This window comes from Synechococcus sp. B60.1 (genome assembly GCF_047462555.1).
Classification (GTDB): Bacteria; Cyanobacteriota; Cyanobacteriia; order Thermostichales; family Thermostichaceae; genus Thermostichus.
The window spans coordinates 32,052-56,886 of the sequence record NZ_JANSJN010000002.1; the positions used below are offsets into that span (position 1 = coordinate 32,052).

A 24,835-nucleotide genomic window follows, 5' to 3' on the forward strand; every position below is an offset into this window, starting at 1 on the left:
CTCTTTGTTCAGCTTCCTGAAGTCAGTCTGGGGGGTTTGCAACGGTTGTCCAGAGGCCGAAGCGTGCTGTCCGGCAGTTTTGATAGAATCGCCATCACAGGTTTTAGGGCGCGCAGCGCCCACGGCATGCACAACAACTCGACTTCTTCCGCTCCCACCGATCTGGAGATCATCTCTTTGTTGGATCCGCGGCAGGCTATGTCTCTGGCGGGCGTGCAGGAGGCCAACCTGAAGTGGATCAGCCGCTGTAGCGGCGCCTCGGTAACGCTGCGAGGACAAGACCTGTACCTAAGGGGCACACCTCAACAGCGGCAGCAGGTGCGGCAGTGGCTAGAATTGCTGAGACCGCTTTGGCAAACTGGACACCCTGTTACTGTGATCGATGCCGAACAAGCCTTTCGCGCCCTCTCTAACCAAGAAGCTGACGCCTATCATCAGGCGCAGGTAAGTGTTCTGGCCCGCACCCGCAAGGGAGAGCTGATCCGGCCCAAGACGCCCCGTCAACAGGAGTACGTGCGAGCCATCCGAGCTCACGACCTTTGCTTCGGCATTGGGCCGGCGGGCACCGGCAAAACCTATCTAGCTGCCGTCGTGGCCATCACGGCCTTGCAAAACCGCGAGTATGAGCGCCTGATCCTCACTCGCCCTGCGGTGGAAGCAGGGGAGAAGCTGGGGTTCTTGCCTGGGGATCTGGTAGAGAAGGTGGATCCCTATCTACGGCCCCTCTACGATGCTCTGTTTGAGTTTATCGATCCGGCCAAACTGCCCCAGTTGATGGAACAAGGGGTGATCGAGGTGGTGCCGCTGGCCTACATGCGCGGTCGCACCCTGAGCAATGCTTTCATCATTCTGGACGAAGCCCAGAACACCACCCCGGAGCAGATGAAGATGGCGCTCACCCGCCTGGGGTTTCGGTCGCGCATGGTGGTTACCGGGGATCTCACCCAAACGGATCTGGGCAAACATCGCCTGTCGGGCCTAGCGGCTGCGGAGCGCATCCTGGCCGGGGTGGAGGGAGTTGCCTTTTGCTACTTTGACCAGCGGGATGTGGTACGCCACCCCCTGGTGCAGCGGATTGTGGATGCCTACGCCCGCTACGAGAGCCAGCAGTGAGGCCGAGGGTAATCTTCTTCGATGCCGTGGGCACGCTGTTTCGGGTGCGGGGCAGCGTCGGCCAGGCCTACAGCCAGGTGGCAGCAGCGTATGGGGTATCGGTGGATCCGCAGGCGCTGGATCGCGCCTTTGCCCAAGCTTTTGCCAGCGCTCCGCCGCCAGCCTGTGCCGGTCTGTTGGGATCCTCTTTGCTGGCTTGGGAGCGGGCCTGGTGGCGGCAGGTGGTGCGCCAGACTTTTGCAGGGGTGGGATCCCTGGCTGCTTTTGGGGAGGAACGGTTTGAGGCGTTTTTTGCCCGCCTTTTCGAGTATTTTGCCGGGGCGGATCCCTGGGAACTGTATCCGGAGACGCTGCCGGTTCTCCAGGCCCTCCAGGGGGAAGGGATCCGGCTGGGGGTGATCTCCAACTTCGACAGCCGCCTGCCCAAGGTGCTGCAGGCACTGCAGTTGGAGGGCTATTTTTCCAGCCTCACCCTCTCCACCCAGGTGGGCCATGCCAAGCCCGATCCCCGCATCTTCCAAGCTGCCCTAGAGACCCAAGGGATCCCGCCTGCCGCTGCCTGGCACATTGGCGACAGCTACCGCGAAGACTACCAAGGGGCCAAGGCAGCAGGCTTGAGAGCCCTTTGGCTGGATCGAGAAGGGAAAGATAGCGCCTGCCAAGAGCGAATCGAAAACTTGTGGGGATCCCTCCCCCTGCTCAATGCGCTGGAGCGGAATTAAGCAGTAGCGGGGCAAAAACCCCATCGGGCTTGAGCAAGTAGCGCCGCAGGTTCATCTGCCGCTCCAGAAGGCAGGCATGACCGCTCAAAGGCGAGATCTCCACCTGAGCCTGGGGCAGTCGCTCCGCCAAACGCTGCACCTCCTGCACCGAGGGTAGGAGGCGATCCCGCCCCCCCGCCACCAGCAGGGTTGGCAGCCTCATCGACTCCAGGGGCAGCTCTTCCACAACAAAGGATCCCAGCAAGGCCAGGCGCTGGGCAGCCACCTCGGGAGCAACGCTGTGTACGGCCTGGCGCAACCGCTCCCAATCCGGCGGCTCCATTTGGCTTAGCTCCGCCAAAAATCCCAGCCCCCGCTCCGCCATCTGGTGGTAGAGCGCTGGCGGCAAAAAGGGCAGGAGAACATGGCCCGCCCACCACCAGGGCCGGCGCCGCAGGGATGAGGCCGGGTTGACCAAGATGAGGCCACGACAGCGCTCCGGCTGCTGGGCGGCAACGGCCAACGCCAGACAGGCCCCAAAGGATTCGCCGCACAGATAGGCCCCCTCTTCCAGTTGGGATCCCACCCAATCGGCCAGGCTCTCCCAGCTATTTCCCGCTTCGGGGTGGTTTAGGCTCAAAGGGCGGACGTGAAACTCGGCTTGCAGAGCCTGTGCCTGCCGGTAAAACAATTGGCCTGTGCCATCCATACCCGGCAAATAGAACAGCGGGGGCCGCTTCTGGTGGCTTGGAATAGAGGCGGTGGGCTTACCCTTCAATTTTTCCATCTCCTTGCCAACCCCAAGCGCACCTGTTCGCGGGCGGCTGCCGTTAACTCCTGAATTAGCTGCAGCCTCTCCTGGCGGCAGGTATAGCGCCCTTCTCCCCTCACCCAGAGAGGGGATCCCACCTTGAGCACCACCCGGCGATAGATCACCACCGGGTGCCCTCCTTGCTGCTGAAACCTGGGCTCGCTGGGATCAAACCAGCGGAAAAAAGCCATGGGAATATCCATCCCCCGCCACTCTTCCTGGGCCCACAAGGCCACCGGCAGGATTGGCAGAGGATCCACCTTGGCAGCCAAGGCCAGATGGGCAAAGCCCGGCTGGAACCGTCCCACCTCCTGGGGTGAGGTCTCGCGGGTAATCTGGTCTGCCCCTTCCGGGAAAATTCCCACCCCTCCGCCCGCTGCCAACGTGGCCTGAGCCTGGCGAAAAAAGTGGATCTGCGGCCAGGATCCCTGCTGGAGGGGGATACACCCCAGCGCCAAGGCGATCTCCCGCAAGAGGGGCACCTGGGATAGATAGTAGTGGCAGGCAAAACGAATTGGTCGATCCAGCCCCGCGATCAGCACCGGCGCATCCAAAAAGCTGCGATGGTTGCTCACCACCAGCAGCGGGCCTTGGGGAACCCGCTCCTTGCCCTCCACCCACACCTCCGTCTGGAAAAGAGCAAGTAGCAACTGGGCCACTGCCCTCGCATCTGGGAAGCCACTGACCTGCATAGGCGCTGTCAAGGATTCCATTCTCTTGCTCAATAGTCCACCCCGCGCCGCAGATCCGCGCCTTGCTCGGCATAGTGCTTGTGGCTCACCATTTCCGAATGGACAGAGGCCAGCTCAAAGTAGGGCAAAGGAGCATGGCAGCGCCCTGTGATGATGATCTCCGTGTCGCGCGGCTTGCGCAGCAAAGCCTCAACAATCGGCTCCACGTCCAATAGCTCCAGATCCACCGTGGGGTTGAGCTCATCCAGAATGATGGTTTTGTAAAGCCCGGAGGCAATGGCCGCCCGTGCCAACTCCCAGCCTCGCTCTGCCTCTACATAATCGATTTCCTGCTGCTTGCCCCGCCAGACAATGGCATCGCGGCCGCAGCGCTGGTGATCCACTAGATCAGGGTAGCTCTCCCGCAAGGCCCGAATGGCCGCATCTTCCGTGTAGCCCGTCCCCCCTTTGAGCCACTGCATGATCAACACCCGGTGGGAGAGATCCTTGCTGATGCCACGCCCAATAGCCTGCAGAGCCCGTCCCAGAGCGCTGGTGGACTTGCCCTTGCCGTTGCCGGTGTAAATCTCAATGCCGCTGAGGGGGGGCTGGCCATTCTGGGGATCCGTCGCCCGACGGACGCTGCGCATTTCTGAGTGCAGATCGGCCAGGTCGATAATTTCCTTGGGGGCGCCCCGCCCGGTGATGATAACTTCCATCTCCTCTGGCTTTTGCTTGAGGGTGCTGACGACCTCATCCACCGGCAGTAGGCCCAGATCCAGCACCGGGTTCAGCTCGTCCAGCACCACCACCGAGTAAAATCCAGACGCCAGCGCCCCCTTGGCCACATCCCAGCCGCGGCGGGCCTCCTGACGGTCAAACTTGGTGATCTCGTCGGGGCCAAAGAACTCTCCTCGCCCCGTGCGCAGTTGATCAATGAGGTGGGGGAAGCCCCGCTGCAGAGCGGCAATCGCCGCGTCCTCCGCATAAGTGCGGCCCGGCCCCTTGAGAAACCGCACCAGCAACACCCGGCTGGGGGCCGCATTTTCGATTCCCAAGCCAATGGAGCGCAGCACAACTCCCAACGCCGCCTGGGACTTGCCCTTGCCCTCGCCATCGTAAACGTGGATCTGGCCTCGTCGGCGGTCAAACTGTTGCGCGGTTACAATGCCGACTTCTGCCATGCCCCTCCGCATCACGCCGCTGTCCAGAACTCGTGCTTCTCTACCCCCATCTTAAAGTCTAGCCAGAGGTTTTCGGGAAAGCGCGGAGAAGGGCCAGAAAAAGCCGGCAAGAGCCGATCAACACCGGGATAAGATGAGCAATGGTTGTCCAGCCCAGTGCCCATCTAGCGAGGGATCCCCCTTGTACCCGACTGTGTTTTCTTCTCGCCCCTTGCCCCCTGCGGTTGATAGCCCTATTGAGCTGGTGGGCGGCACGCCCCTCATTCGCTTACGGCGGGTTACTGCTGAACTGCCGCCATCGGTGCGAGTGTATGGCAAAGCAGAGTGGTACAACCCCGGCGGCTCGGTCAAGGATCGCCCGGCCCTGAACATGATTCGCACTGGCGAACGCGAGGGCAAGCTGAGGCCTGGCAAGATCATCCTGGATGCCACCAGCGGCAACACGGGCATCGCCTATGCCTGGATAGGGGCAGCTTTGGGGTACAAGGTGAAGCTGGCCCTGCCGGCCAACGCCAGTCCAGAGCGCAAGAAGATCCTCGCTGCCTATGGGGTGGACTTGGTGCTCACGGATCCAGCCCTTGGCTCCGATGGGGCCATCGAGAAAGCCCGCGCCCTCTACGCCGAAAACCCCGATCTCTACTTCTATCCTGACCAGTACAGCAACCCCGCCAACTGGCAGGCCCACTACGAGACCACAGGGGTGGAGATCTGGGAGCAAACCCAGGGGCAGGTCACCCACTTCGTGGCCGGCCTGGGCACCAGCGGCACCTGTATGGGGGTAGGGCGGCGCCTGCGGGAGTACCGCTCTGATATCCAGATCATCGCCATGCAGCCCGACTCCCCCTTCCACGGCCTCGAAGGCCTCAAGCACATGGCCACTGCCCTTAAGCCGGAGATCTACGATCCCACCCTGCCGGATCGGCACGTCGAGGTCTCCACCGAGGCGGCCCAAAAGATGGTAAAACGCCTGGCTCGGGAGGAGGGCCTGCTGGTCGGCATCTCCGCCGGCGCCAATGTGGTGGCTGCCCTGCAGGTGGCGCGTCAGCTCTCGGCAGGGGTGGTGGTTACCATCTTCTGCGATGGGGCCGACAAGTATCTCTCCGAGCGGTTTTGGACAGAAGACTAAACTCGCCCGTACTGCAATGGCCCCTCCTCTTAACAGCTCCGCCCTTCTGCCGCTATGATGGTTAAACCTAGAATGCGGATGTGGCGGAATTGGTATACGCGCACGTTTGAGGGGCGTGTGGCTTTGCCTTGCGAGTTCGAGTCTCGCCATCCGCACTGGGCCCTCACCCCCGACCCCTCTCCCGGAGCAAGAGAGGGGAAGTGGGCAGGGGCGAGCCAGCCGAGAATTGATCTCGGCCTTTTGCGCTATTCCCGAACGGCGCCCTGCAGGCGTGTGCCCCAGGTGCGGGCAAAGCTCAGGTCAGCCCCAGTCAGATTGGCATCGCGCAGATCGGCCCCGCGCAAGTCGGCGCCGTAGAGGGAGGCGGAGGAGAGATCGGCCCCCCGCAAATCGGCACCCCGCAGGTCCGCTCCCTCCAGGTAGGCACCGCTGAGGTCGGCGCCACGCAACTGGGCGCGCCGCAGATTGGCTCCCACCAAGTAGGACTGGCTGAGATCGGCGCCAGTGAGGATGGTGCGCTCCAGGTTGGCCTCGATCAGGTCGGCACCCTGGAAGTTAGCCTCTGCCAGATCGAGGTTGCTCAGCTCGAGGGATCCCAGCCGGCAGTTGGGACAGGTTCGCGAAGCGATAAGATAGCGCAAGAAGCAGGCGTTGGGGGTTGTGGCGGCGGCAGTGGAGGCCACGGCTGCTGTGGTCAGTAGCGCTAAAACGGCGGCAGCTTTGAGATGGAAATTCATGGTAATCAAGCCTCATGAAAGGTTGACTGAGACAATCCGGCAGAGCGGGGTTGTTCTGCGTTGGTCACATGATAGTGGCATCCGTCGGCTTCGACCACTCCACAGGTTTGCCTGGGCTCCCGCATTGACAAATTCCCTCAAGCTGCGATGACGTTGTGGCCTTATCGCCCTAGAGCTGGTGGGCTATCGCCGGGCGGGGGAGGATCTTGCAGCAGCGGCTCCACCCAATGCCAAGACAGTTGCCCCAGTCCCAGCAAAACCGAAAGTATCGCCGAGGCAGCCAAGACACAATCCCAGCGGATTGCCAGCCGAAGAGGATGGTTCGGCTTGCCTTTCCTCGAGCTGGGCCGGGCGACGGGCAAGCTGTCCCAGGAGGGGAGAGGGCGACAACGCAGGAAGCAACGGCAGCGGCGACAGCGACGATCGGAGTCGAGGTTGAGCCAATGGCAAGCTGGACAGCGGAGCATGGGAAAGGCCAGGGATCCCATCCGGGTGCAGCGCGAGCAGTTGCGGCGTCCGGCAACCATATCGGAAGATCCTCCCAATTCCCATGCAGGTGGTCAACACCTGGATCCTCTGTTGGCCCTGTGGTTGGCGCAATATATCCGCGGCGTGGCGGCGGTGGGTTATGCTTTAGGAGCCGCCGATGCACGGAAACCGAAGTTTCCATGCCCCTAGATCGCCCTCTACCTTTGGTTCTTCTGGTACGCTACACCTCGCCCCAGACTTGGCTGCCGGTCGTGGCTTATGACGACAAGGAGCGGGCTGCGCAGGCGCTACGACACCTGCAAGCGCGCCGGCCCGGGCAGCAGTTTGGTCTGGAGAACGTCTGTATTGAATTTGACCGCCGCAGCGAAGCCCTGCTTTGCCTGGCTTACCTGCTGCACCAGCTGGGGCGGCACTACGACCCTGGTGAGACGGATCTGAACCTGAAAGTTACCCTCTATGGTTTTGCCCGCAGCGATCCTCCACCACCGCAGCTGTGGGGTTGGGGAGAGCCCTGCTTGTTTTATGACCGCGAGCACCCGGCGCTGTGGCTCGAACCTCAGGCGAGAGTACGGCTAAAGGGTTGGGTGGTGCGCTGTCTGTTCCACGTCCACTGCGGCCAGACGCTGCAGCGGTTGTGGGAATTGGGCGGCCTGGCCTTCTCGCCGGCTCATGAGCAGCTGGAGTTTTGGGAGCGGATGTTGTCGGCGCCCGGTACACGGGATCCATGAAGCAACTGGGGCAGAAGAAGAGACAAAAGCTCTGCTTTCAAGCGGGTGAGGAAACCCCACCCGCCTACGCGGTGGGGTAGTTCATTTCTGCTCGTCCCCCTCTAGATCAGGGGTCGAGTTCGGGTCAGCCTTGGGAGAGAAGCCTCTGTGGAACTAGCCCTCCAAAATTAGTCAGCATTGAACAGCAACCCTGTGCCGATCCTATGCAGATTCGACTGGAAAACATCTGTAAGCGCTATGGCCGCCGTGAGGTGGTGAGCGACGTCAGCTTGCACATTCAGCAGGGAGAGGTTGTGGGGCTGCTGGGGCCCAATGGGGCGGGGAAAACCACCACCTTTTACATCATGACCGGCCTGATCCAGCCCAACCGTGGCCATGTCTGGCTGGATGACCAAGATATTACCCATCTGCCGATGCATCGCCGCGCCCGCTTGGGGATCGGCTACTTGGCCCAGGAGCCCAGCATCTTTCGTCGCCTCAGCATTCAAGACAACCTGCTGTTGATCATGGAGCAGACGGGGGTGCCTCGCCGCCTCTGGCAGCAGCGACTCAACCACCTGCTGGAGGAGTTCCGCATTGCCCATGTGGCCCACAGTTTGGGCTTGCAGGTGTCGGGGGGAGAACGGCGCCGCGCCGAAATTGCCCGCGCTCTGGCTGCCGGGATCCACGGGCCAAAATTCCTGCTGCTGGATGAGCCCTTTGCGGGGGTGGATCCCATCGCAGTGGCAGATATCCAGGAGGTGGTGGCCAAACTTAAGCAGCGGGGCATCGGTGTTTTGATTACTGACCACAACGTGCGGGAGACGCTGGAGATCACCGACCGGGCCTACATTCTCAACGATGGGGCCATCCTGGCCAAGGGCACGGCAGCAGAGCTGGCGGCGGATCCCTTGGTGCGCAAGTATTACCTGGGGGATAAGTTCCGCCTCTAACGAGCTTCCTCTACTGCCAGGAATACAAAGCCCGCAGGCGTTGGCTTTTCTTGTGCTGGTGGGCTTGCATCCGAGCCAGCAGCTCATCCAGAAGGGCAACCGCCTCCAGGAGATAGGGGCCCTTATTGAGCATGACGCACTCGGCGCGGGCAGACATCACCGCATCGGAAAGCTCAGGCCGCGAGGGCAGGCCCTCTTTGGTGAGCTGATCCAGCACCTGCGTAGCCCACACCACGGGCACATGGGCGGCCTCACAGATCCACAGCAGTTCCTCCTGGATCTCGCCCAAGCGCAGCCAGCCCATCTCCACAGCCAGATCTCCCCGGGCAATCATCACCCCCAGCGGCCTATTAGCAGCCGTCGCAATGAGAGCCGGCAGGTTTTTCACCGCTTGTCGGGTCTCGATTTTCAGGATTAACCCCAAGTCAGGCCGAGCCTGGCACCGCTCCAGCTCAGCAAACAGCACCTGCAAATCCGCCGGCTGCTGGACAAAGGAATAGCCCACCAGGTCGGCATACTGCACCACAAAGTCCAGGTCTTGGCGGTCTTTCTCGGTCAGGGGCTGGATCGGGAGCTGGCTGTCGGGAAAGTTGAGGCCTTTTTCGGCTCGCAACTTCTTGCCCTGGGGAGCAACTTTGTCCACCTCCAGCACCACGCCCGCCGGCTCGATCCCCACGACGCGGGCACCAATCTTGCCGTCGTCGATCCAAACAGTTGCTCCCACCTGCAGGTTTGCCAAAACCTCCGGCAGAGTGCAAGCCACCTGGCAGGAGATGTCAGAGTTGACCGGCGGCATGGCTGCCGTGAGCAGGATGCGATCCCCGCAGTACACCTTGGCTTTGCCGGGGGGCATGGCCACCGGGCCAGTGCGGATCTTGGGGCCGGCCAGGTCGAACAAAATCTTGCAGCGCCGTTGGGTCTGGGCTTCGGCCCAGCGCAAGTGGGCCACCATTTTCTCCCACCCCGAGGGATCGTCGTGGGCGCAGTTGATTCGCGCTACATCCATGCCCCGCTGCAACAGTTGCAGCAGCAGCTCTGGCTGCTCGGCAGCTTCGCCGGGCAGGGTTACCATGATGCGGGCGCGGCGGTGGGCGGAGGGAGGGCCAAAGAGAACCGCAGTGTGCTGCTCCAGCGCCATGTCTCCAGCGTAAAACTCCTCATAGCTGGGCCCCTTGTGGCTTAGGCCCTGCGTGGCTGCCAAAATGGCAATCACCGCATCCAGGCTCTCCAAAACCCGCGATTCACACCGTCCCAGCGAGGACAGCCCCACAGCAGCCAGCTCCAATTGCAGGTTGCGCAGATCGTGTTGGCGCAGCGCCAGGTAGCGCGCCAGGTTGCAGAGGGCTGCAGGAGGATCTGCAGAACAGCCCCAAGCGGCCAGGTAGGTCTGGGATCCCTCGACCACTTGCCGGCGCAGCTCCAGGAGTCTTTCCAGCAAGCCTTTGAGATTGGGGAGAGCAGGAGCCATGCTCGGAGATTTTGCAGAAATAACCGGCCAGGCCCAAGGCTAATTCTGAGCACACTTTTGCACAATCATAGGTCGATCTAGGGGGGCAATCAACCTTTCGTTCCCCAACGTTCCAGTCTAGAGTCGTTAACAGCCTTCGGCTCTCCCGAAGGGCTGGCTGTCCTAGCTACTACTTCCTTGGGCTGCGTGAAACTCTCTTCTCCCCCCACTCCTTATTCGGTTGAGCAGTCCTGCCCCAGGCTCTCCCTCGTCTGTGCGGTAGGCCTGATGGATCGCTACGTCGTCTCGGAGATGCTGCTGCCTTTTCTGTTTGGGGTGGGGACGTTTACCACCCTGGTGATGGCAGTGGGATCCCTGTTTGAGCTGGTGCGCCTGGTGGTAGAGGCGGGGCTGTCCCTTTCGGCAGCGTTGCAAGTGTTTGTGTTGCGGGCACCGGGGATCATCGTCCTGACGTTCCCCATGTCCATGTTGCTGGCAACACTGCTGGCCTATGGGCGCCTGTCTGCTGATAACGAGATCACTGCCCTGCGCGCCTGCGGCGTGAGCCTCTACCGTCTGGTGGTGCCTGCTCTCCTCCTCAGCCTCTTGGTGACGACGTTAACGTTTCTCTTCAACGAGCTGGTGGTGCCGGTGAGCAACCGCCAGGCGGCCCTGACTTTAAACCGTGCTTTGAACCGGGATCCGGACTTTCGCCGCGAGAACATCCTTTACCAAGAGTTTGGCGAGATCCTTACGCCCGAGCCGGACGGCAGTTTTTCCCGCCGGCAAGGGCTAACCCGTCAGTTCTATGCCCGCAGCTTCGATGGCCAGCAGATGCGCGGCGTCATTGTCCTCGATTTTTCCAACGAGGCTCTCAGCCAAATTCTCCTGGCGCAACGGGGGCGCTGGGATCCCCAGGAGAACCTCTGGGTGTTTGAAGAGGGCACCACCTACCTCGTTTCGCCCGACGGCACCTACAGCAACATCGCCACCTTTGCTCGGCAGGAGCTGCGTCTGTCGCGGGCGCCGCTGGATTTGGCCCAGGAGGTTCGCAGCCCCGAGGAGATGAACATTCAAGAGCTGCGCCGCTACATTGAGGTCATCGCCAGCTCAGGGGATCTGCAGCGGGTACGCCGCCTCCAGGTCAACCTCAGCCAAAAGTACGCCATTCCCTTTGCCTGTCTGGCCTTCACCTTGATCGGGGCGCCTCTGGGCCTGCGCCCCCAGCGCACCAGTTCTTCTCTGGGCCTGGGCCTCAGCGTGCTGATTATCTTCGCCTACTACGTGCTGCTGTTTGTCAGCCAGGCGCTGGGGCAGATCGGGACGCTGGGGCCGGAGGTGGCAGCTTGGTTGCCCAACTTCATCTGCTCCGCAGTGGGACTGGGACTGCTTTACCGAGCCAATCGCTAGGCTAGCTAGCGCAGCGGGATGAACTCGGTGCGGCCAATAATTTGTTGGCCTTGGTCGGAGAGGGCGTAGTTGATGAAGTCAGCCACCACGGGGCTGGTTTTTGGCGGCACCACCAAAAACACGTTGCGGGCCAAAGGGTAGCGGCCACTTTGAATGGCCTCGCGAGTGGGCATCTGGCCGTCGATGGGCACCATCCTCACCGTTTGCTGGTTCTGCACCTGATCCACAGTGCTGTAGGTGATGCCGTCTTCTCCCAAAGCCCGCAGAAGGGGAGTGGTGACATCTTCAGTGGCGGTGGTGAAGTAGGGCGGGTTGTCGGGGGCAAAGGGCAGCCCCAGTAACACCAGCTCTTGGAAGACAGTGTAGGTGCCGCTCTGGGGGGCGCGGTTGAGAACGCGAATTGGGCGATCCGGGCCGCCCACCTGACTCCAGTTGGTGATCCGACCCTGGAAGATATCGGCCAATTGCTGCAGCGTCAGGCCGCCTTTGTAGGGGTTGTTCACCCCCACCGCCACCGCCAGGGCATCTTTGGCCACCGGGATCGCCTGCAAACCGGCCTGCACTTCGCTGGCATTGAGGGGGCGGGAGCTGGCGGCCATCTGGATGCGGCCTTCCATGAGGGCCTTGAGGCCGGCATTGGAGCCGTTGGGTTTGCCATCGGGGATCCCGTAGGTGAGGGGAATGCCGGGGTTGCGCTGGCTGTAGCCTGACTTCAAGGCCAAGACAAGGCGAACCATGGTGACGCTGCCATCCATCTGCAGCACCGCCGGGTTGGGCAGGGAAGTGTCCAGCTTAACCGGGCCGGCAGGCAGATTGGGAGCTTGCGCCTGGGGAAGGTTGGGTGCCGTCGGTGCCTGTGGCTGGGCAGCCGGAATCTGGCTGGGGACAGAAGGCACGTTCCCTCGATTCAGGAAAGAGTCAAATAGGCCGGAGCGATAGGCATACCAGCCGCCTCCCCCCAGTATCGCCAGCAAAAGAATGTAAACAATCGGAGGCGGGCCAGAGCTTTGTGCAGTCATGGGATCCCCTCAGAGAAATTCGCAGTCCGGACATTATGAGACCTTCCCCTTCCGTTGTATCAATTGCCTGGGGAGATTGGGTAAGCGTCAGGTTAAGGGGCATCCCGTCCCACCTCGCGCAGCTCGATCACATCCGCGCGGGGATCCGCCTGCACGACTTCCAGTTCAATCCAAGCCGCCAGAGGAACCTGGCGTTCTAGGCGCACCGGCACCCGAAAGGCAATCTCCTCCAGCAGAGCCATGACGAGGTTTTCCTGCTCCCGCAGATAGCCCAAGACCAAGGCCCGCCAAATCTGCCCCGGCCGCTGGCGCAGGTACTCGATGCTCCAGTAGCGCTTGGATTTGCGCTCCACTTGAACCGCTTCTGCAGTGCCTGGCTCGATGGCCAGCAACAACTGCTGCACCTCGGCTTCGGTCAAGGGCAAGGGATCCCCCCGCAAAAAGGCCTTGATCTGGTAGTGGGCCACCAGATCCAGGTAGCGGCGAATGGGGGAAGTTACCTGACAGTAGGCATCGAGACCCAACCCCGTATGTCGCCCCGGTTGGGTGGCCACCTCTGCCCGCGATAGACAGCGCATGATGGCAAAGGATCTCACCGGCCCCTGGGGATACAGATCCAAAACCTCCGGCGGGGGGAGCTCAGGGGCCGGCTGCAGGCGATAGGGCACCGGGATCCTGTTTTGGCAAGCAAAGCGAGCAGCCACCTCACCGGCCAGCACCATCATCTCCGCCACCATCTGCCGCGCCGGCGTATCCTCAATAACACGCAGGTGGGGGATCTCGTCCATGACCTTGATATCTTGCTCCGGCAGGCCGATCTGGATGGCCCCTTGAGCCAGGCGCCAGGCGTAGCGCCAGCGAGCGGCCCGGGCAATGGCCGTCAGTTGTGCCTCTGCCCCCAACTCCAGCATCTCGTCGGCATCGTCATAGGTGAGGCGGTAGTTGACCTGGATTTGGCTAAGGCAGATCTCGTAGTCCCGCACGGCACCGTCGCATCCCAGCCGGATGCCGAAGCTGAGGGCAGGCCGCACCTCCCCCTGCACCAAGCTCATCAGGCCGGTGGACAGCTCCGGTGGAAACATCGGGATCACCCGCTCGGGCAGATAGACGCTGGTGCCCCGCCGGCGGGCCTCCAGATCCAAAGGATCCCCCCACTGTACCCAGCAACTGGGATCGGCAATGTGGATCCAGAGCTTGATCTCCTCATCCGACCAAAACTCGACGCTGAGGGCATCGTCGATATCGCGGGTGCTGGCGTCGTCGATGGTGTAGGTGTGGAGATGGGTGAGATCGCGGCGCAGGTGGGGATCCAGGAAGGGAGGAGGGCCGCCCAGCAAAGTTTGGGTGTAGCGCTCCACCTCCTTGGGAAATTGGGTGGGGATCCCGGTGAGGCGCAGAGCCAGGTTCTCGTGGCGGCTCCACAGGCCCAGGGCTACCAGGGCGTCAAAGGCTCCTTGGGGAGTGTCGGGAAATCCCATCAGTTGCAGCAGTTGCGAGGCCCGCTCCCGATCCGAGGGGGTAAGGTTGTGGGAGAGATCCTCGTGGCTGCGAATGCTGGCCGCCGCTCCCTGCAAAGCTAGGCGCTCCAGCAGCTCCAGACGGGCTCGCTCCGCTGGGGTCCAAGTGTACTTTTGCCCAGGCTGGGCCACCGCTGCCCTTAGGCGGGCCTCAAACTCGGCCTGTTCCTGCTGCCGCTGCTGGGTGACGGCAATTTGATGGCGGATTTCCTTCACCTGCGCCGGGGTACGCGGCTCGTAGCCTTCCCCCTTTGCCTTAAAGTAGATGAAATCCTCACTCAAAAGGCGGTAAGCAGCATAAGTAGAGACCGGGGAATCGTCGGAAAACAACAACTGGGCCATCTCCGACAGGCTCAGGGGCCGGCGCTCCTCCTGAACCAATTCCCAGGCCAAAGCCAAACTTTCGGGATCCAACTTCGCCTGCACCGCCTGCCAAAAGCCCGGGATATCCGCCACCGTAAAGCTGGAATTGCCGTTCAAGGCAAAGGTAATTTGGCGAGGGTGAACGCTGTGCACCTGCCCCGACGCTACGCCCAGCAGTAGGTTCTTTTTGCCCTCGGTGCCCTGAACTACGGCCAACACACGGTCGTTATTGTGGCGAAACTCCACCAGTGTGCCCTTTTCCACCCTTTCTCCCCATGTCGGCTGTTGTTGAAGTGCAGGCTTTCTTCCATTTTCCACCAGCTCTGCCCGCCTGCCCACGCGGAAACCCCGGCCAGAAGACACGCAGACACGAGAACTGGCAATCTTTGCAGATAAATACCTAAGGAGAATATGGGTATACGGTACTATGTGTACATAAGACACCTACGGGATACAGGCCTTCCGGTAGAGTATGGTTACGTATTCCACACCGCGCTTCCAAGGGAGGGGCAAGTTCTGACAAGTTTCTAGGATCAAGTTACCAACCGGGATCCTTAAATTGCGTAGAGATACTGTTGCCAGCATTTCTCAAGCATGCAGTTTCCACTTCCATATGGTATTCTGGGCTCTGAGGGTAGGATACAGTTACCCCAGGCTGCTACTTAGTTAAGCTAGGGGTGTGCCATAAGAGGGCACCCATTGTGGTTTCTTTTCCCTAGACAAAGTTAGGGAAGGAAAGCTGTGCTTTTTCCCCCTTCTAGCGCTCAAAAGGTCAGCCGTGGACAACCCAAAGCGACTGTTGCTTGTCGATGACGATCCCAACCTGATCCTGCTGGTAAAGGACTACCTGGAGTTTCGCGGTTACGAGGTGGTGGCGGCGAGCAACGGTCAAGAAGGGTTAGAGGCGATGCGCCATTTCACTCCGGATTTGATCATCTGCGATGTGATGATGCCGGAGATGGATGGCTACACGTTCGTCCAGACCATTCGCTCCAACAGCGCGACGGACTGGATCCCGGTGATTTTTTTGTCGGCGCGCGGGCAAACAGCCGATCGGGTGCGCGGGCTCAACACGGGGGCAGATGTTTACCTGGTCAAGCCCTTTGAAGCGGAAGAGCTGGTGGCCCAGGTGGAGTCGGTTCTCAAGCACACGGAGCGCCTGTTGCAAATGCGAAGTGTCGGCATTCAGCCGGTCATCAAGCTGGATCGGGAAATTGAGCTGACCCCCACGGAAACCAAGGTGCTCCAGCATGTGGCTAGAGGGATGTCCAACCGCGAGATTGCCGAGGTGATGGGGGTGAGCCAGCGCACCGTCGAAAGCCATGTCAGCAACATGCTGGCCAAAACTGGCTTGCACAACCGCACCGAGCTGGCCCGCTGGGCCCTCGAAAGTGGTTTGGGCAGGGGCTGAGGGGCCGCCGAGAGAACTTCTGCTGTCCAGTGGGGTGGGCAAGCTGTGGGCCTCACTGGGCAGCGGTGAAGGTGGCCAGGAGGAGGGGGGATCCCTCAACTTTTCTGCCCTTGTCTGTCGTTTTGGCAGCAAACTGAAGAAAGTGAGGTAACCGGTCAGGGTGCCTCTGTCCACTACGGTCTAGAACCCATGGGATCCCGTTCCCCGCGTCCGGCCCGACCCATCCGCTCCGGCCACTATCCGGCCAAAGAGCTGTGCAGCCAGTGCGGCCTCTGCGATACCCGCTATGTCGCCTACGTCAAAGAAGCCTGTGCCTTCTTAAACCAGCAGTTTACCCACCTGGAAGAGCAAACCCACGGGCAATCCCGAGAGTCGCTGCGCTCCGAGTCGGCTGCCGTCAGCGACAGCGACTACTTCGGCGTCTACGAGGCAATGTACACGGCCCGCAGGCGGGATCCAATCCCCGGTGCCCAGTGGACGGGCATCGTCAGCAGCATCGGCATGAAGGCCCTCAGCAGCGGCCTAGTAGAAGGGGTGGTGTGCGTGCAGGCGGATCCCCAGGACCGCTTTCAGCCACGGCCTGTCTTGGCGCGTACCCCGGAGGCGGTCTTGGCGGCGCGGGTTAACAAGCCAACGCTATCGCCCAATCTCTCCGTGCTGGAGCAGGTGGAGCAAAGTGGCCTCAAGCGCCTCTTGGTTATCGGGGTGGGCTGTCAGATCCAGGCTTTGCGGGCGGTGGAGAAAAAGCTGGGCCTAGAGAGGCTTTACGTGCTGGGCACGCCCTGTGTGGACAATGTCAGCCGCGCCGGCCTGCAGAAGTTTTTGGAAACCACCAGCCGCTCCCCGCAGACGGTGGTGCACTACGAATTCATGCAGGACTTCCACATCCACTTCAAACACGAAGACGGCTCGGTGGAAAAGGTGCCTTTTTTTGGCCTCAAGACCAAAGAACTCAAGGACGTATTTGCCCCCTCTTGCCTTACCTGTTTCGACTACGTCAACGGCCTGGCAGATCTGGTGGTGGGCTACATGGGATCCCCCTTTGGCTGGCAGTGGCTGCTGGTGCGCAACCCGCGCGGGCGGGAGCTCTTGGATCTGGTTTGGGAAGAGCTGGAAACCCAACCGGTGATCTCGCAGGGATCCCGGCGAGCAGCAGTGCAGCAGGGGATCCAAGCCTACGAGCAGGCTCTGAGCTTGCCCATGTGGCTGGCTCGGATCCTGGGGGCAGCAATCCAGCGCTTTGGGCCCCGTGGCCTGGAATATGCCCGCTTTTCCATTGATTCCCACTTTGTCCGCAACTATCTCTACCTGCGCCGCCACTACCCCCATAAGCTGGAGCAGCATGTCCCTCCCTTTGCCCGGCGCATCGTAGAGCAGTACCAACTCCCCTCTCCCTAGCTGGAGGTGAGGTAGCGGATCCCGGCTTCCGCCCAGCGGTCGATGGCCTGGCCCAAGCGCTGGCAATCGGCAATCAGGCTAATTCGCACATAGCCTTCCCCCCCTTCCCCAAAGGCGCTGCCAGGGGTTACGACCACGCCCGTAGATTCCAGCACCCGCAGGGCAAACTCTGTCGATCCCTCGGGAGTGCCGTCGGCAGCGCGGGGGGTCGGGATCCAGAGGTACATTGTTGCCCGCGGCGGCTCAATCTGCCAGCCCAGCTCCGCCAGGCGGCTAATGAGATAGTCGCGCCGGCGGCGGTAGCGCTCCTGCACCTGCTGTAGGTAGCTCTCTGGCAGGGCCAAAGCCGTCTCGGCCGCCTTCTGCAGTGCGCCAAAAATGCCGTAGTCGAGGTTGGTTTTCAGGGTGCGCAGGCTCTGGATGATCTGGCGGTTGCCCACCACAAAGCCCACCCGCCAGCCAGCCATGTTGTAGGTTTTGGAGAGGGTGTGGAACTCCACGGCCAAGTCCTTGGCGCCGGGGATCTGCAGCAGGCTGGTGGGCCGATAGCCGTCAAAGGCCAGCTCCGCGTAGCACAGGTCGTGCACCAGAATGAGCTCATAGCGGTGGGCAAAGGCCACCACTTCTTCAAAAAAAGAGCGGGGCGCCACCGCCGCCGTTGGGTTGTTGGGGTAGTTGAAGTAGAGCACCCGCGCCTGCTTGGCCACCTCCGGCGGGATCTCCTGCAGGTCAATGAGCCACCCCTTCTCGGGGCGCAGCAGCAGCGGGTAGATCTGCCCGCCGGCAATCATGGGCCCGCGAAAATGGGCCGGGTAGGCGGGGCTGGGCACCAGCACCAGATCCCCCGGATCCACATAGGCCAAGGCCAGGTGGGTCAGGCCCTCTTTGGATCCCAAAAGAGGCAGCACCTCCCCATTGGGATCCAGCTCCACTCCATAGCGGCGCCAGTACCACTCAGCAATTGCCTGGCGGAAGCTGGCCGTGCCCTCGAAGGGTGGGTAGCCGTGGTGGACGGGATCGGCGATGGCCGCCTGGGCCGCTTCCACCACCGGCTGGGGGGTGGGCCCATCGGGGTTGCCCATGCCCAGATCGATTAAATCTAGCCCCTGCTGGCGGGCGCGGGCCTTCAGCTCATCCAAGCGGGCGAAGACGTAGGCAGGCAGCTTGTTCAAGCGTTGGGCGGGGACGAGAGCGCGGTTCATACAAATAGAAAGGCAAGCCGACACCTGGCTCACTTGGGGTTAACTGCACAGCTTACCGCCAGACCCGCACCTGAAGCAATGCGAAGCAGGGCCGAGCTTGGGTATCCGGGATCCCAAAGGCTAGGATAGAAATCTAAGTTCGGTTTTGTGGCAAGGCAGAGCAGTGGCTTTACCCCTTGTGGCCGTTGTGGGTCGCCCCAACGTGGGCAAGTCCACCCTCGTCAACCGCCTGGCGGGGGTGCGTTCGGCCATTGTCCACGATGAGCCGGGCATCACGCGGGATCGCCTCTACCAAGAGGTGGAGTGGAACGGGCGTCGCCTGCAGGTGGTGGATACCGGCGGCCTGGTCTTTGGCGACGACAGCGAGTTCTTGCCCCACATCCGCCAGCAGGCCATGGCGGCGATGGCGGAGGCGCACGCTGTGATCTTTGTGGTAGATGGCCGTGAGGGACTGACCCCCGCCGATCGGGAAGTGGCCGATTGGCTGCGCAAACAACCCCTGCCGGTGGTGGTGGCCGTCAACAAGTGCGAGTCGGGGCAACTGGGCCTGGCCCAGGCGGCGGCTTTTTGGGAGTTGGGGCTGGGGGAGCCGATCCCCTGTTCCGCCATCCACGGCAACGGAGTGGCAGAGGTACTGGAGGCGGTACTGCCCCATTTGCCTGAGGTAGACGAAGCTGCAGCAGCAGCGGATCCCATCGCCGTGGCCATTGTCGGCCGGCCCAACGTAGGCAAGTCCAGCCTACTCAACCGCCTGGTGGGATCCCAGCGGGCCATTGTCAGCCCCATTGCTGGCACCACCCGCGATGCCATCGACACCCTGGTGGAGTGGGAGGGGCAGAGCTATCGTCTCATCGACACCGCCGGGATCCGCAGGAAAAGCCGGGTGGAATATGGGGTGGAGTTTTTCAGCATCAACCGTGCCTTCAAAGCCATCCAGCGCTCGGATGTGGTGCTGCTGGTCATTGACGCCCTGGAGGGGGTAACCGAGCAGGATCAGCGGTTAGCTGGCCGCATTGAAGAAGAAGGCCGCGCCTGCATTATCGTCGTCAACAAGTGGGATGCGGTGGAAAACAAAGATACCTACACCATCAACGAGTACACCCGCGAGATCCGTGAGCGGCTTTACTTTATCGACTGGGCACCCCTGTTGTTTGTCAGCGCCCTCACGGGGCAGCGCACCCACAAGATTTTTGCCGAGGTCAACACGGCGGTAGCCGCCCATCGCAAACGCATCCCCACCTCTGTGGTTAACGAGGTGCTCCAGGATGCCCTTGCCTGGCAATCGCCCCCCGCTAACCGCCAAGGCAAGCAGGGCAAAATCTACTACGGCACCCAAGTGGCGGAGCGGCCTCCCACCTTTCTCCTGTTTGTCAACGATCCCGATCTCTTCAAAGAGAACTACCGCCGCTACTTGGAAAAGCACTTCCGGCAAAACCTCGACTTCACAGGCACCCCCATTCGCTTTCGTTGGCGCGGCAAAGCCGAGCGCCTCGTGGGACGGGCAGTGCAAAAATTAGAGGGATCCCTGGCCTCCCCCTAGGACTCCACAGCGGCAAGACACCAGAACAGCTTTTTTCTGTTAAGCAAACCGCAAACAAGGCCTATGGCTGTGGATCCCAACGTCAAAACCCTGGTGGAAAACCGTCGCGCCCGCTTTGAGTACGAGATCTTGGAGACCTACGAAGCCGGGCTCCAGCTAACCGGCACAGAGGTCAAGTCAATCCGAGCCGGCAAAGCCAATCTCCAAGACGCCTTTGCCCTCTTTCGCGATGGCGAGGCCTGGCTGCACAACCTGCACATCTCCCCCCATGGCACCGCCAGCAAGGTGTTCAACCACGATCCCACCCGCCGCCGCAAGCTGCTGTTGCACCGCCGCGAGATCGACCGTCTGCGGGGCTTGGTGGAGCAAAAGGGCCTGACTGTGGTTCCCCTGAGGCTGGTGCTTAACCGCGGCTGGATCAAAGCGCATCTGGGCGTGGCCCGCGGCAAGAAGCTCCACGACAAGCGGCAGGCCATTAAAGAGCGGCAAACCCAGCGAGAGATCCAGCGAGAGCTCAAGGGGCGCTAAGGCCCGCCAAGCTTCCGGCAGCTTCCAATGGGGTGGCCAGCGGGGCAGCCTAGGCGATCCCAAATGCCGCTGGAGCCCTTCGTTGCAGCGATTTCCAGTTTTCCCCTCCGATAGGCTTGGAAGCAAAATCCAACTCGGTCGGCTGCAGGGGGAGGGAAGGAGCCGCCGCCAGCAAGTTCTAGGCACCAGGGAGGGGGAAGAAGCGGTCGGTGGTTTTCACCCGCTCACACCATGCGCGGATGTTGGGGAAGGGTTTGAGGTCGAAGCCGCCCTGCTCCGCCACGTGGGTGTAGGTAAAAAGGGCCAGATCTGCAATCGTGTAGCGGTTGCCCACGAAGAACGCTTTCCCCTGCAAATGGCCCTCCATGATCTCCAAGGCCTCTGTGCCGGATTTGAGGTTCTGGGCAATCAGCTCGGCGTGGGCCTCGGCTTGTCCAGCCCGCACCAGGAAGCGGGTGGTGGCAATGTAGCGGGCAATGCGGGTCTGTTCAAAAAGCAGCCATTTCAAGATCTCGGCTCGTTCCAGCCGCGTTTGGCCGTAGAGGGGGGTGTCTTCTGCTAAGTAAACCAAGATTGCCGCCGACTCGGCCAAGACCGTGCCGTCTTCCAGCTCCAAAGCCGGGATCTGGCCCAGAGGGTTCTTGGCCAGGTACTCGGGGCGGCGATTTTCTCCGACCCTAGAATTGACTTCAACCGTCTCGTAGGGGATCCCCAACTGCCTGAGGAGCAGCTCCACCTTGTAGCAATTGCCGGAGGTGGGGATCCCGTACAGTCGCAGCATGGCCGTTATCCTTCACGTGCAGCGTTGCATCTCCATAATTAGCCGCAATCACCGCTCCGCTCAACCCAAGACCCCTACGTCTCGATGCGGTAGCCGAAGTCGCGCAGCAGGTGCTCGGAGCGCCGCCAGTGGGGCCGCACCTTGACAAACAGCTCCAGGTATACCTTGCCGGCAATCAGCTTTTGAATCTGGAGGCGGGCGGCCTGGCCGATCTGCTTGAGCCTCTCTCCCCCCTTGCCGATGAGGATCCCTTTTTGCGAGTCCCGCTCCACGTAGAGGGTGGCTAGGATACGGGTAACGGTGGGGGTTTCTTCCACCTGGTCGATGGTTACGGCCACCGAGTGGGGCACCTCCTCGCGGGTATGCAGCAGCACCTGTTCGCGGATCAGCTCCGCCATAATGAACCGCTCTGGCTGATCCGTCACCAAGTCCGGCGGGTAGTAGTAGGGGCCGCTAGGCAGCAGGTCAACGGTGGCCTGGATGAGGGGCGCCAAACTGCTGGGATCCAACGCCGACACCCAGACGACAGGGGCGTTGGGCCGCAGGGCTTGGTAGCTCTCCTGGTGAGCCTGGCGCGTGGCCGCCTCTTTGGGCACAAGATCGGCTTTGTTGCAGACAAGGATGCAGGGGGTAGCAGCAGGGATCCGCTCAGCAATAAAGGCGTCGCCGCGACCTGCTGGCACTGAGCCGTCCACCACAAAGAGGACGACATCCACGCTCCCAATGGCAGCCTGGGCGTTGTGTACCAAGATCTCCCCCAGGCGGTGGTGGGGCTTGTGGATGCCAGGGGTATCCACCCAGATGATCTGGGCTTGCGGCAAAGAGAGGATCCCGCGCAGACGGTTGCGGGTGGTCTGGGCCACGGGGGAGGTGATGGCGATCTTCTGGCCCACCAGAGCGTTCATCAAGGTGGACTTGCCCACATTGGGCCGCCCGATTAGCGCCACAAACCCCGACTTAAACCCCGGCGGCGCCATCGGGATGGCCGACAGCTCCCCGCTTTTGATACCACTGTGCTCCCCCTCTACACCCGCTTGGGCTGCCTCGGCCTCCAATCCCTGCCGAGAGGGCTCCCGAAGAGGGGGATGGCTGGCACTTTGTTCCTGTTGCTCTCCTCCCATCGTGTCCCTTATCTCTGGTAGCCGGACAAGGACTGCACCTGGCTATTGTCAAAGGCCAGCGAAGCCTCAGGCAACTGCAGGGAGAGGGATCCCAGCTCAGCCAGGGTGGTACCGGGGTAGTAAAAGGCGAGGATTTGCGCCGCGTTAAACCCCTGCCGCGCCAGGGTGTAGGCGCCGTACTGGCTCAGCCCCACCCCGTGACCAAAGCCACCGCCGATAAAGCGGTAGCCTGTCAGCCGCTCGCCCTGTTTCAGGGGTTCCACGCGAAACAGGGTACTGTACAAGCGGGGAAAAGCCAGGCGCACTTGATCCTTGCGCAAAACCATTGAGTAGGGCCCTCGGGGCGTCTGCAAGCCCACTTGCAGCGCCTGCACCCGACCACTGACCGAGCGCTCCAGGACGTGCAGCCCCTGGATGGTTGTCCACTCGGGAAGAGGGATCCCGAGGTACTCTTGAGCGGCCCGCAGTTGGGCGTCTAGCTCCTCCAGCGACTGAGAGAACTCCCAGCGGAAGAGGCGCGATACCCCCGCTTCGTTGAAACCTTCCTGTCGGGCCAGAAAGGCTTGCAAGTCGCCCTCCTGCCGCAAATCAAAGAGCTGATCGGGTTGGTGGGCAATGTCAGCGCGAGGGCGCAGGTAGGGGCGCGGCTCCCCGTCCCAAACTTCTTCAAAACCTGCCGAGATGCCGCCGTTGGTGGAAGAATAAACGGCATCCACCAGCTCGCCGTTGTAGGTGAGCACCAGGCCGCTGGTCTGGCGAATCGCCTCATCAGCCCGTGGGTGGGTGCCGCTCAGCCCCTTGTAAACCTGGCAGTGGGTGTTGGCACAGAGCTGGTAATCGTCGATCCGAAAGCGGTGCAGGTTCTTGAGAGCATAGGTGCGCGCCAAGATGGCCTGGGCCGCCATGGCGGCAAAGGGAGCCCCTGGCCCCACCTCATGGGGCACCACCCCCCGCAAATAGGTTTCCAAGGGCACAGCGTTGACCACCGTATAGCTGCCGTAGGCATTGGGCTGAAGGGTAATCGATCCGGCGTAGTAGCGGTCGTTCACCCGCAGATAGCCGGCATCGGAGGTCACCCTCAGGCGAGTGCGATGGTAGCGAAAATGCTCATGCACCCAGCTCAGCTCCGCCCGTTCGCGTCGCTCCTGCACCTCCAGCCGCACCTGGGGGATCTCTTTTGCTTGCGCATATTGTTGAATCTGGATCAATTGTTGGGGAGTGTAGGCGCGGCTGGCCCACACCTGCCATTCCTGGGGCTGGGCGATCTCAGTGCGGACGCCCAGAGATTCCCAAGAGTTGGCACTGGCCTCGGCGCTCTCGAAGCTTTTGTGGCTGCTGAGGATAAGGCGGTACACGGTTTCCGGGCTGGCTAGGGCGCGGTTGACGATTCCAACAGTTACTCGCGGAGTGCGCTGCCTCTGGGTGCTGCCGTCGGCCTGGGCAAATTCCAGCGTCAGCAGCGACCCCCTTGGCGCTGCCAACTCCACTTGATCTTTGTTGGAACGGCCAAAGTGCTGCAGGATGCCCACATGTAAAACTGGGTTTTGCGGGGTAACCACCGTCGCCCAAGTCTCCCCAGGATCCCCTCCGGCAGCATGGAGCGCCAAAGCCGCAAGCAGCGCCCCCAACCCAGAAATGAGCGTACCCGGCAAGGGGAGCCGGCGCTGGGGGAAGGGAGGCTGGTAACTGGGCATAGGCGCTTTATGCTGATCATGCACCCCGTTGATTCTACCCGCATCTCTTTGGCCTACCCTAGTATGGATGCTTTTTTCTCCTATGCCCCTCCTCCTCTGCGCAAGGGATCCGGCTGGCGACTGGGCTGGGATCCGGCGCGCTCCCCGTTTGTGGCCCTGGTGGGGGGAGAAACGTGGGCGCTGGAGCTAACCCTAGAAGAATGGCAAGCGTTTGTGCAGGGGGTGTATCGTCTGCAGCAGGATATGGAAGCTGTCGCCTCCCAATTGATGGCTGAGGAGAGCATTACACTGGAGCAGACCTTTCCTGCCCTCACGTTGATTGCTAGCGGCAGCGCCACCGCTTGGGGCCTCTACCTCCAGTTGCACCAGGGCCGGCGCGGCGAAGGTTTCTGGCCAGCAGAAGTTGTCCCGGAGCTGTGCCGTGCCCTCGAGCAATTCCAGGAGTGCTGACCCGCCGCCGCTTACAGGTTTTGGGGAGGAACCCAAGGGAACTCAGGTCAAACTCCAATCAATTGCTGAAGAAAAGATACTTGATAAACCCTGAGGCCACCCCAACCACTAGGGCCACGATCGCGCCGCGGCTGATGAACTCCTGTTGGTCAAGCCGCTTGCTGTAGCCATCCATTTTGCTGCTTAGCTCCGCGATTTTCACTTCCAGGCTGCTACGGCTGAGATCGATCTTGGCTTCCAGCTCGTTGCGAGTGAGGTCAATCTTGGCTTCCAGATCGGTTTTGACCAGCCGGATCTCGCTTTTGATCTCCGTCACCTGGATTTCCAACTTGCGGTTGATGCCCTCCAGCTTTTTGTCCAAAGCCAGGAAGAGGTCTATGAACTACCCCACCGCGCAGGCGGGTGGGGTTTCCCCATCCGCTTTACGGTGAGATTTTTGTCTCTTCCTCTGCCCCAGTTGCT

At 61.5% G+C, this 24,835-nt stretch carries 23 protein-coding genes and 1 tRNA gene; 12 read left to right on the forward strand and 12 right to left on the reverse strand.

Annotated elements, in window-relative coordinates:
• The first annotated feature begins 126 nt into the window (after positions 1-126).
• Both NW863_RS00495 and NW863_RS00500 read left to right on the forward strand, forming a co-directional pair.
• The gene (locus NW863_RS00495) at positions 127-1,113 is read left to right on the forward strand and encodes a PhoH family protein (RefSeq protein ID WP_414363817.1); all 987 of its coding nucleotides are present in this window, start codon (positions 127-129) and stop codon (positions 1,111-1,113) included.
• Entirely contained in the window at positions 1,110-1,835 is a 726-nt protein-coding gene (locus tag NW863_RS00500) for an HAD-IA family hydrolase (protein WP_414363818.1), read from the forward strand. Before NW863_RS00495 ends, NW863_RS00500 begins: the two co-directional genes overlap by 4 nt.
• Here the strand turns inward: NW863_RS00500 and NW863_RS00505 are convergent.
• Genes NW863_RS00505 through NW863_RS00515 form a run of 3 tightly spaced genes read right to left on the reverse strand, consistent with a single transcriptional unit; the run spans position 1,813 to position 4,480 of the window.
• Entirely contained in the window at positions 1,813-2,601 is a 789-nt protein-coding gene (locus NW863_RS00505; protein ID WP_414363819.1) for an alpha/beta fold hydrolase, read from the reverse strand. The two genes, NW863_RS00500 and NW863_RS00505, sit on opposite strands and share 23 nt — an antisense overlap.
• Positions 2,589-3,338: a lysophospholipid acyltransferase family protein gene (locus tag NW863_RS00510; RefSeq protein ID WP_414363820.1), complete on the reverse strand. Its 750-nt coding sequence runs from the start codon at positions 3,336-3,338 to the stop codon at positions 2,589-2,591. Before NW863_RS00510 ends, NW863_RS00505 begins: the two co-directional genes overlap by 13 nt.
• Before the next feature lie 8 nt (positions 3,339-3,346).
• Positions 3,347-4,480, reverse strand: coding sequence for a cob(I)yrinic acid a,c-diamide adenosyltransferase (locus tag NW863_RS00515; protein ID WP_414363821.1), 1,134 nt, complete (start codon positions 4,478-4,480; stop codon positions 3,347-3,349).
• Positions 4,481-4,661: 181 nt separating this feature from the next.
• Here NW863_RS00515 and NW863_RS00520 point away from each other — a divergent pair, with 181 nt between their 5' ends.
• Entirely contained in the window at positions 4,662-5,606 is a 945-nt protein-coding gene (locus NW863_RS00520) for a PLP-dependent cysteine synthase family protein (RefSeq protein ID WP_414363822.1), read from the forward strand.
• A gap of 74 nt (positions 5,607-5,680) precedes the next feature.
• Positions 5,681-5,761: transfer RNA gene (locus tag NW863_RS00525), tRNA-Leu, on the forward strand.
• 90 nt (positions 5,762-5,851) lie between these two features.
• On the opposite strand, the gene NW863_RS00530 is transcribed toward NW863_RS00525, so the two are convergent.
• Positions 5,852-6,343 (reverse strand): pentapeptide repeat-containing protein, encoded by a 492-nt coding sequence (locus tag NW863_RS00530; protein ID WP_414363823.1) that lies wholly within the window; start codon positions 6,341-6,343, stop codon positions 5,852-5,854.
• Between the two features lie 692 nt (positions 6,344-7,035).
• Between NW863_RS00530 and NW863_RS00535 the strand changes: the two genes are divergently transcribed.
• Complete coding sequence (locus tag NW863_RS00535; RefSeq protein ID WP_414363824.1) at positions 7,036-7,560, forward strand: hypothetical protein; 525 nt, start codon at positions 7,036-7,038, stop codon at positions 7,558-7,560.
• 203 nt (positions 7,561-7,763) lie between these two features.
• The gene (gene lptB, locus NW863_RS00540; protein WP_414363825.1) at positions 7,764-8,492 is read left to right on the forward strand and encodes an LPS export ABC transporter ATP-binding protein; all 729 of its coding nucleotides are present in this window, start codon (positions 7,764-7,766) and stop codon (positions 8,490-8,492) included.
• Between the two features lie 10 nt (positions 8,493-8,502).
• Here the strand turns inward: lptB and NW863_RS00545 are convergent, their stop codons facing one another.
• Positions 8,503-9,960, reverse strand: a complete 1,458-nt coding sequence (locus tag NW863_RS00545) for a pyruvate kinase (RefSeq protein ID WP_414363826.1) — start codon at positions 9,958-9,960, stop codon at positions 8,503-8,505.
• Between the two features lie 267 nt (positions 9,961-10,227).
• Here NW863_RS00545 and NW863_RS00550 point away from each other — a divergent pair, with 267 nt between their 5' ends.
• Positions 10,228-11,349, forward strand: coding sequence for an LptF/LptG family permease (locus NW863_RS00550; protein ID WP_414363827.1), 1,122 nt, complete (start codon positions 10,228-10,230; stop codon positions 11,347-11,349).
• A 5-nt stretch (positions 11,350-11,354) separates the two neighbouring features.
• On the opposite strand, the gene NW863_RS00555 is transcribed toward NW863_RS00550, so the two are convergent.
• Both NW863_RS00555 and NW863_RS00560 read right to left on the reverse strand, forming a co-directional pair.
• On the reverse strand, positions 11,355-12,368 hold the full coding sequence (locus tag NW863_RS00555; RefSeq protein WP_414363828.1) for a phosphate ABC transporter substrate-binding protein: 1,014 nt from the start codon (positions 12,366-12,368) through the stop codon (positions 11,355-11,357).
• A 92-nt stretch (positions 12,369-12,460) separates the two neighbouring features.
• Entirely contained in the window at positions 12,461-14,512 is a 2,052-nt protein-coding gene (locus NW863_RS00560; RefSeq protein ID WP_414363829.1) for a ribonuclease catalytic domain-containing protein, read from the reverse strand.
• Positions 14,513-15,026: 514 nt separating this feature from the next.
• Here NW863_RS00560 and NW863_RS00565 point away from each other — a divergent pair.
• Positions 15,027-15,659: a response regulator transcription factor gene (locus NW863_RS00565; RefSeq protein ID WP_414363830.1), complete on the forward strand. Its 633-nt coding sequence runs from the start codon at positions 15,027-15,029 to the stop codon at positions 15,657-15,659.
• A gap of 189 nt (positions 15,660-15,848) precedes the next feature.
• A complete protein-coding gene (locus NW863_RS00570) occupies positions 15,849-17,057 on the forward strand; it encodes a Coenzyme F420 hydrogenase/dehydrogenase, beta subunit C-terminal domain (protein ID WP_414363831.1) in 1,209 nt (402 codons plus the stop codon).
• Here the strand turns inward: NW863_RS00570 and NW863_RS00575 are convergent.
• Positions 17,054-18,259, reverse strand: coding sequence for an aspartate aminotransferase (locus tag NW863_RS00575; RefSeq protein ID WP_414363832.1), 1,206 nt, complete (start codon positions 18,257-18,259; stop codon positions 17,054-17,056). The genes NW863_RS00570 and NW863_RS00575 overlap by 4 nt on opposite strands.
• 163 nt (positions 18,260-18,422) lie before the next feature.
• Here NW863_RS00575 and der point away from each other — a divergent pair, with 163 nt between their 5' ends.
• Both der and smpB read left to right on the forward strand, forming a co-directional pair.
• Positions 18,423-19,799 carry a ribosome biogenesis GTPase Der gene (der, locus tag NW863_RS00580; RefSeq protein ID WP_414363833.1) on the forward strand — a complete coding sequence of 459 codons (1,377 nt, stop codon included), beginning with the start codon at positions 18,423-18,425 and terminating at the stop codon, positions 19,797-19,799.
• A 63-nt stretch (positions 19,800-19,862) separates the two neighbouring features.
• On the forward strand, positions 19,863-20,327 hold the full coding sequence (smpB, locus tag NW863_RS00585) for an SsrA-binding protein SmpB (RefSeq protein WP_414337930.1): 465 nt from the start codon (positions 19,863-19,865) through the stop codon (positions 20,325-20,327).
• A 178-nt stretch (positions 20,328-20,505) separates the two neighbouring features.
• Here smpB and NW863_RS00590 read toward each other — a convergent pair whose 3' ends face one another.
• The 3 genes from NW863_RS00590 to NW863_RS00600 all read right to left on the reverse strand — a co-directional run bounded on the left by NW863_RS00590 (position 20,506) and on the right by NW863_RS00600 (position 23,923).
• Positions 20,506-21,108 carry a glutathione S-transferase family protein gene (locus NW863_RS00590; protein ID WP_414363834.1) on the reverse strand — a complete coding sequence of 201 codons (603 nt, stop codon included), beginning with the start codon at positions 21,106-21,108 and terminating at the stop codon, positions 20,506-20,508.
• Positions 21,109-21,182: 74 nt separating this feature from the next.
• Positions 21,183-22,085, reverse strand: coding sequence for a GTPase Era (gene era, locus NW863_RS00595; protein ID WP_414363839.1), 903 nt, complete (start codon positions 22,083-22,085; stop codon positions 21,183-21,185).
• Positions 22,086-22,237: 152 nt separating this feature from the next.
• The gene (locus NW863_RS00600) at positions 22,238-23,923 is read right to left on the reverse strand and encodes a SpoIID/LytB domain-containing protein (protein ID WP_414363835.1); all 1,686 of its coding nucleotides are present in this window, start codon (positions 23,921-23,923) and stop codon (positions 22,238-22,240) included.
• 9 nt (positions 23,924-23,932) lie between these two features.
• Between NW863_RS00600 and NW863_RS00605 the strand changes: the two genes are divergently transcribed.
• Entirely contained in the window at positions 23,933-24,373 is a 441-nt protein-coding gene (locus tag NW863_RS00605) for a DUF1818 family protein (RefSeq protein WP_414363836.1), read from the forward strand.
• A 58-nt stretch (positions 24,374-24,431) separates the two neighbouring features.
• Here NW863_RS00605 and NW863_RS00610 read toward each other — a convergent pair whose 3' ends face one another.
• Complete coding sequence (locus NW863_RS00610) at positions 24,432-24,734, reverse strand: hypothetical protein (RefSeq protein ID WP_414363837.1); 303 nt, start codon at positions 24,732-24,734, stop codon at positions 24,432-24,434.
• Between the last annotated feature and the right edge of the window lie 101 nt (positions 24,735-24,835).

Excerpts from the sequence above, each read along its gene's own strand:
- NW863_RS00600 (WP_414363835.1), bottom strand. The coding sequence starts at position 23,923 with ATGCCCAGTTACCAGCCTCCCTTCCCCCAGCGCCGGCTCCCCTTGCCG.
- NW863_RS00545 (WP_414363826.1), bottom strand. The coding sequence starts at position 9,960 with ATGGCTCCTGCTCTCCCCAATCTCAAAGGCTTGCTGGAAAGACTCCTG.
- NW863_RS00590 (WP_414363834.1), bottom strand. The coding sequence starts at position 21,108 with ATGCTGCGACTGTACGGGATCCCCACCTCCGGCAATTGCTACAAGGTG.
- NW863_RS00570 (WP_414363831.1), top strand. The coding sequence starts at position 15,849 with ATGGGATCCCGTTCCCCGCGTCCGGCCCGACCCATCCGCTCCGGCCAC.
- era (WP_414363839.1), bottom strand. The coding sequence starts at position 22,085 with ATGGCGCCGCCGGGGTTTAAGTCGGGGTTTGTGGCGCTAATCGGGCGG.
- smpB (WP_414337930.1), top strand. The coding sequence starts at position 19,863 with ATGGCTGTGGATCCCAACGTCAAAACCCTGGTGGAAAACCGTCGCGCC.
- NW863_RS00505 (WP_414363819.1), bottom strand. The coding sequence starts at position 2,601 with ATGGAAAAATTGAAGGGTAAGCCCACCGCCTCTATTCCAAGCCACCAG.
- NW863_RS00550 (WP_414363827.1), top strand. The coding sequence starts at position 10,228 with ATGGATCGCTACGTCGTCTCGGAGATGCTGCTGCCTTTTCTGTTTGGG.
- NW863_RS00530 (WP_414363823.1), bottom strand. The coding sequence starts at position 6,343 with ATGAATTTCCATCTCAAAGCTGCCGCCGTTTTAGCGCTACTGACCACA.
- NW863_RS00555 (WP_414363828.1), bottom strand. The coding sequence starts at position 12,368 with ATGACTGCACAAAGCTCTGGCCCGCCTCCGATTGTTTACATTCTTTTG.
- NW863_RS00515 (WP_414363821.1), bottom strand. The coding sequence starts at position 4,480 with ATGGCAGAAGTCGGCATTGTAACCGCGCAACAGTTTGACCGCCGACGA.
- NW863_RS00605 (WP_414363836.1), top strand. The coding sequence starts at position 23,933 with ATGCTGATCATGCACCCCGTTGATTCTACCCGCATCTCTTTGGCCTAC.
- NW863_RS00495 (WP_414363817.1), top strand. The coding sequence starts at position 127 with ATGCACAACAACTCGACTTCTTCCGCTCCCACCGATCTGGAGATCATC.
- NW863_RS00510 (WP_414363820.1), bottom strand. The coding sequence starts at position 3,338 with ATGGAATCCTTGACAGCGCCTATGCAGGTCAGTGGCTTCCCAGATGCG.
- NW863_RS00575 (WP_414363832.1), bottom strand. The coding sequence starts at position 18,259 with ATGAACCGCGCTCTCGTCCCCGCCCAACGCTTGAACAAGCTGCCTGCC.
- lptB (WP_414363825.1), top strand. The coding sequence starts at position 7,764 with ATGCAGATTCGACTGGAAAACATCTGTAAGCGCTATGGCCGCCGTGAG.